The following is a 4942-nucleotide window of genomic DNA, read 5'->3' as shown; positions in this document are numbered from 1 at the left end:
TTGCCTGAAGAGCACAGGGGACGCTCTCTTCATTCAATTTAGCCTTACTTCTTCAGATCGTTAAGCGGGAGTTAAGGTTTAAGTACTTCATAAGGCAGAGCATTCTGGCTTTAATGCTCAGAGTTCACATCTTTTTTCAGGGTATAAGACGCCAGTATTTCTCCAAGATTCTCAGGTTTAGCGTTGTAAACGGTAGTTGAATAAAATGCCATTGATACAATAAAAACAACAATGAGTAATAAACATGACATTTCAATGAGTGCGGCACCACGGTTCTTTTTTATCGTTGATGTAGGCATAGATCTCCTTATTAACGTTATTGGTGAGAATGATGCAAATTAGTAGTGTGCACTTAATGTTAAGTTGCAAAATAAGCTTTTCAAATTAAAAATTTTTTCTTTTTAATTAATGTTTATAAGCTACTGGGGTTGCATGAAAAAGTCAATAAAAACAATGTGTGACAGGTGTAGTTTGTGAATGTGAAGTGAGATTCAAAGGTGATTAAATATAAAATAAATTATATATCGCGAATCGCTCTAATAGTTTATAAATAATTAATATCTATTCCTGTTTGCTATATTTCTTTTTTTGCAAAAATGGCCGGTGTTTAATGCAGGATCAGCGCTCAAGTTGTGTTCATGGCAATAATATCTGTGCGATAGAATGCCTTCAGCATTGTTGCGTGAGCGAGTATTAACATCCAGCATGAATGAAATGCGCAATAAAAACATCTACAGTCTGATAACCATCTTTTTGCTTTTTCCATCTTCGGTTTGATATCTGACCGGCTGGGATTCCGGCCATGATAACGCTGACCCTTTCGGGGCTGATTGTATGGTCAAAGCTGAGTATGCCAGGTGTTTTATAAGCACAAAATGACGATTGCAACAGTGTTTACGATGTTTGTTCTACTACATTTGGCAGGGTGTCTTATGCACTGTATTGTGGATTTATCTCAATATCTGACTGGACAAACGTCTGCTGGGCCTCTTCAGAGAAAAGTACATCCGTAGTGTGTAGTGTGGCAGTATGATGCCCGTATTGAGTATTCTGGGTTCTGGCCAATAAATGAAAGGAGTGATTCTGTCTTTCCGGTTTTATGCATGAAATGATGGACAGCCCGTAACCAGACCTGGTTTAGTGTTTCATAGAGGCCGTTTGCATGTAATACCACACAGGCATTACGTGCAACATCTTACTTATTGCTTGGACCAGGCTCGGATATTTGCAATTTTATCTTTATCGATCTTCAGCGATTCAAGAAATTCCTGATGCGCATCGGGTTCCATTTTTGCAAGTTGATGATGCCAGTTCTTCATGTCTTCTTCACTGAAATTAGTGGCCTGCATGATTTCTCCCTCGCCATACCAGCGGTAACCATTCTCTGACCGTTGGCGAGGGCGAAGCAGTCCTACACGCTCATAGTAAAGCAGTGTAGTGCGTGAGATATCGTACTTTCTGGCTAGCTGGGTAACCGTGAGCATATGACGTCCTTCGTGAGCACAAGAGTCATTCTCAGCCCTGCACTTGTAGACGCGTCAACAGGGAATCATGGAATTTTCATTACAATTCTCACGCATCTGTATGGATAACGGAAGGTTTCCTTAATCGCAGGGTTTGCCTGGCATTAACGAATGCCTGGTGTAGAGCCAGAGCATAACGGTTTACCCAGTAATAACTGAGAGGCTCACACCATTGTGAGAAGGATTGGTTGTTTATTCATTTATCTATCCTGTTAAGGCATTACCATGAAGTCAGTCTGCTGGATTAAAAGCAGAGAGGAGTCCGATTGTGAGCGATACATTAGAGCGAATGCGTACGACATTGGATACCAAGTTGGGTGCTGTTATGGAGCAACTGAAAACGACAAAGAATAATCTTGAAGCCGCCTCAGGTGCCATTGATGAGGGGATTCATTCCAGGCTGGAAGAAGCCAAAGCAAAGGTTCAGGCAAAAAAACAGGAAGCGGATGCAGCCAGGGAGCGACTTAAAACACTGATTGAGGAACAGAAAGGCGATATCAAGGCACAGGTCGAGCAGTGGAAGGCGAATCACGAGCACGACAAACTGGTTAAGCGCGCAGAACGTGCTGAAGATTATGCCGAGGCTTGCATTGAGTTAGCCATGGCTGCTGCGGTAGAAGCTGAAGAGGCGACCCTTAAGGCTATTGTGGCGAGACAAGACGCTGAGAGTGCTTCATAAAGCAGTTTATCCCGGTTGAATACAGCATATTGTCCGGCTTCTGTACGTGTTAGAAGCCGGACAACTTATTATCTGAATGAAACTATGGGACTAAATGATTAAGCGCCCTGTTGATTTCTGGTGTTATGTAGCCAGCCCCTGCTTCCGTTAATAAAGGAACGTATTGCGAATGACATGGTCTAATCTGGGCAATGGTTTCAGGAGATCATGATGTTAAAGCAAGTAGTGATTGCGCTGGTATTATTGGCTTCCGGCGCTTTACAGGCAGGCGAGTATCCTAAGCCCCAGACCCCATCAGAACTTCATGCTTTGTTCGGCAGTTATTTTGTAATGGGTGATCTGGCGGGCATTGGCTCACTGTTTGATGAAAACGCGGTTTTCGTCGTTGATGAACAGGGCTCCCTGTTGGAAGGCAGAGAGGCAATTGTTCAAGAAATAAAGCACTACATGGATACGGGGACTGCGCTTGAAACCGTATCTGCGTCTATCCATATTAATGGCGATACTGCACTGATTAAATCGATCTGGAAGATAAGTGGCAGTGAGGTCACCGGTACGGCGCTGGAAGTAATGATCTACAAGGAGGGTGGTTGGCTCTATTGGATAGATAATCCCAATGGGTTTTAGAAGTGATAAACGGGCTGAATCATCTCTTTTAATATGAAGCGCGTCATCGCTTCTGTCCTTCAATATGATGGTTTTCTTGCACATACATGCGCTCCAAGGTATCTGGATTGCTCGTTTGTGGCTGTTGGAGCGTTCAGCCCGTATAGATTTACCCCTTATCCTTGGTAGCGGCAGGGATAAAAATTCACGGATGAGTGTTGAGTCTATATAATTGTCGATTTTTTAGGGTGTAATCCTGATGGCTAATTATAGTACCAACGAATTCCGCTCCGGCCTGAAGGTGATGCTTGAGGGTGATCCCTGCGTCATTCTGGAGAACGAATTCGTTAAGCCGGGCAAGGGCCAGGCGTTCAACCGCGTACGTCTGCGCAACCTGATGACCAACCGTGTCTGGGAGCGTACCTTCAAGTCCGGTGAATCCCTTGAGGCGGCGGATGTCATCGATCTGGATATGGAATACCTCTACACCGACGGTGAGTTCTACCACTTCATGATGACCGATGGCTCCTTCGAGCAGCATGCTGCCAGTAAGGAAGCCGTAGGCGATACCATCAACTGGCTCAAGGAGCAGGAAGTTTACACCGTTACTCTGTACAACGGTTCTCCCTTGTCCGTAGCACCGCCGAACTTCGTATTCCTGGAAGTTACCCAAACTGATCCGGGCCTGAAAGGTGATACTGCCACCGGCGCTACCAAGCCGGCAACCCTGAGCACTGGTGCTGTGGTCAAGGTGCCCCTGTTCATCACTGAAGGTGAAGTGCTGAAGATTGACACCCGTACCGGTGAATACGTCGGTCGAGTGAAGTAATCTGTTCGGCCCGGGCTGCTGTCCGGGCCTGTCCCGCCTTTTTTCTTGCCCGAAATCCGCTATCTTCTCCTGACCTATTTTTTAACTGACTAGCTAGCATTGAGGCTGCCATGGCTGTAGAGCATGACGACTGGAAACCGTCTGCATCGTTTTCTGAATTACGTCGGCGCGGCGAGTTGTTGCGGGGCATCCGGGAGTATTTCCATGCCGAACAGGTGTTGGAAGTGGAAACACCGATGCTCTCCTGTGCTGCCACGGTAGATCCGCATATCGACAGTTTCAGTGCAGAATTTTGTCCTGTAGGAACCACTGTACGGCAGACGGTTTATCTTCATACCTCCCCCGAATTTCCAATGAAACGTCTGCTGTCCGCAGGCTCAGAGGATATTTATTACCTGGGTCGGGTATTTCGTAATGGTGAAGCGGGTGGTCGCCATAATCCGGAATTCACCATGCTGGAATGGTACCGGCTTGGGATTGATCACCATACCTTAATGGATGATGTCTCGTCGTTACTCTCTTCTGTTACGCCTTTCCGGGAAGTGGGTCGTTACAGTTATCAACAACTGTTTGAGCAGCATTTTGGGATTAATCCCCATACGGCCAGTGATCAGGCGCTCGAAAAACTCGTTCATGAAAAGGTGGACGCCTCACTGCAGGGGCTGGCGCGTAACGATTGGCTGGATCTGTTGTTCTCGGCAGTTATCGAACCGGAGCTGGGCGGATATGAGAACGACCAGCTGGAAGGTGTTTATGTCTATGATTTTCCGGCCTCCATGTCAGCGCTGTCTCGCATCATGACGGATAAATCAGGTCAGCAGGTTTCTGCGCGGTTCGAGCTGTTCATTAATGGTGTCGAACTGGCCAATGGCTATCATGAGCTGGCGGATGGTGAAGAACAGGATGCACGTTTCCGGAATGATCAGGAAGCAAGAAAGTCTCTGGGGCGTCCGGTCTACCCTTATGATCAACGCATGGTCGATGCACTAAAAGGAGGCTTCCCGGATTGTGCCGGTGTAGCTATGGGGATTGATCGGCTTCATATGTTAATGGCACAGACCCGCCAGATTGCGGATGTCCTGGCATTTGATTTTCATCGAGCCTGATAAAAGACGATGATTAGAGGATAGGTGTAATTACCCTCTAGTCGGGAGGCGTCAGCTCTCTATAATGCGCCTCCTGTTGCGGTCAGCTTCTTAGCGACCCGGTCGTCAAACGCCGGATTATCCACAGGATGAAACGAGCGATTGACACAAGGCCGAAACGCTGTAGAATGCGCCGCCTGTCAACGAGCTTCGCTCTCCG

Annotated in this window: 6 protein-coding genes; 4 read left to right on the top strand and 2 right to left on the bottom strand. The window is 46.7% G+C overall.

Translation table 11 applies throughout. The features are described 5' to 3' along the window. Positions 1 to 110: 110 nt before the first annotated feature. Positions 111 to 299, bottom strand: coding sequence for a hypothetical protein (locus ABD892_RS11735; protein WP_345195862.1), 189 nt, complete (start codon positions 297 to 299; stop codon positions 111 to 113). Positions 300 to 1199: 900 nt separating this feature from the next. Continuing rightward, on the bottom strand, positions 1200 to 1484 hold the full coding sequence (locus tag ABD892_RS11730; protein WP_345195861.1) for a MerR family DNA-binding transcriptional regulator: 285 nt from the start codon (positions 1482 to 1484) through the stop codon (positions 1200 to 1202). A 307-nt stretch (positions 1485 to 1791) separates the two neighbouring features. On the opposite strand from ABD892_RS11730, the gene ABD892_RS11725 reads away from it, so the two are divergent. From ABD892_RS11725 to epmA, 4 genes are all read left to right on the top strand, one after another. Further along, positions 1792 to 2202 carry a hypothetical protein gene (locus tag ABD892_RS11725; RefSeq protein ID WP_345195860.1) on the top strand — a complete coding sequence of 137 codons (411 nt, stop codon included), beginning with the start codon at positions 1792 to 1794 and terminating at the stop codon, positions 2200 to 2202. 210 nt (positions 2203 to 2412) lie between these two features. Beyond that, positions 2413 to 2829: a YybH family protein gene (locus tag ABD892_RS11720; RefSeq protein WP_345195859.1), complete on the top strand. Its 417-nt coding sequence runs from the start codon at positions 2413 to 2415 to the stop codon at positions 2827 to 2829. Positions 2830 to 3067: 238 nt separating this feature from the next. Further along, the gene (efp, locus tag ABD892_RS11715) at positions 3068 to 3637 is read left to right on the top strand and encodes an elongation factor P (protein WP_345195858.1); all 570 of its coding nucleotides are present in this window, start codon (positions 3068 to 3070) and stop codon (positions 3635 to 3637) included. 110 nt (positions 3638 to 3747) lie between these two features. Further along, entirely contained in the window at positions 3748 to 4743 is a 996-nt protein-coding gene (gene epmA, locus ABD892_RS11710) for an EF-P lysine aminoacylase EpmA (protein ID WP_345195857.1), read from the top strand. The last annotated feature ends 199 nt before the right edge of the window (positions 4744 to 4942 follow it).

It is taken from the genome of Kistimonas scapharcae (assembly GCF_039540975.1).
In the GTDB taxonomy this organism is placed as follows: domain Bacteria; phylum Pseudomonadota; class Gammaproteobacteria; order Pseudomonadales; family Endozoicomonadaceae; genus Kistimonas; species Kistimonas scapharcae.
This window is presented reverse-complemented; position numbering and strand designations above follow the sequence as displayed.

Bases quoted from the DNA above. Each gene is read 5' to 3' on its own strand.
- ABD892_RS11735 (WP_345195862.1), bottom strand. From the start codon at position 299: ATGCCTACATCAACGATAAAAAAGAACCGTGGTGCCGCACTCATTGAA.
- ABD892_RS11730 (WP_345195861.1), bottom strand. From the start codon at position 1,484: ATGCTCACGGTTACCCAGCTAGCCAGAAAGTACGATATCTCACGCACT.
- ABD892_RS11720 (WP_345195859.1), top strand. From the start codon at position 2,413: ATGTTAAAGCAAGTAGTGATTGCGCTGGTATTATTGGCTTCCGGCGCT.
- efp (WP_345195858.1), top strand. From the start codon at position 3,068: ATGGCTAATTATAGTACCAACGAATTCCGCTCCGGCCTGAAGGTGATG.
- epmA (WP_345195857.1), top strand. From the start codon at position 3,748: ATGGCTGTAGAGCATGACGACTGGAAACCGTCTGCATCGTTTTCTGAA.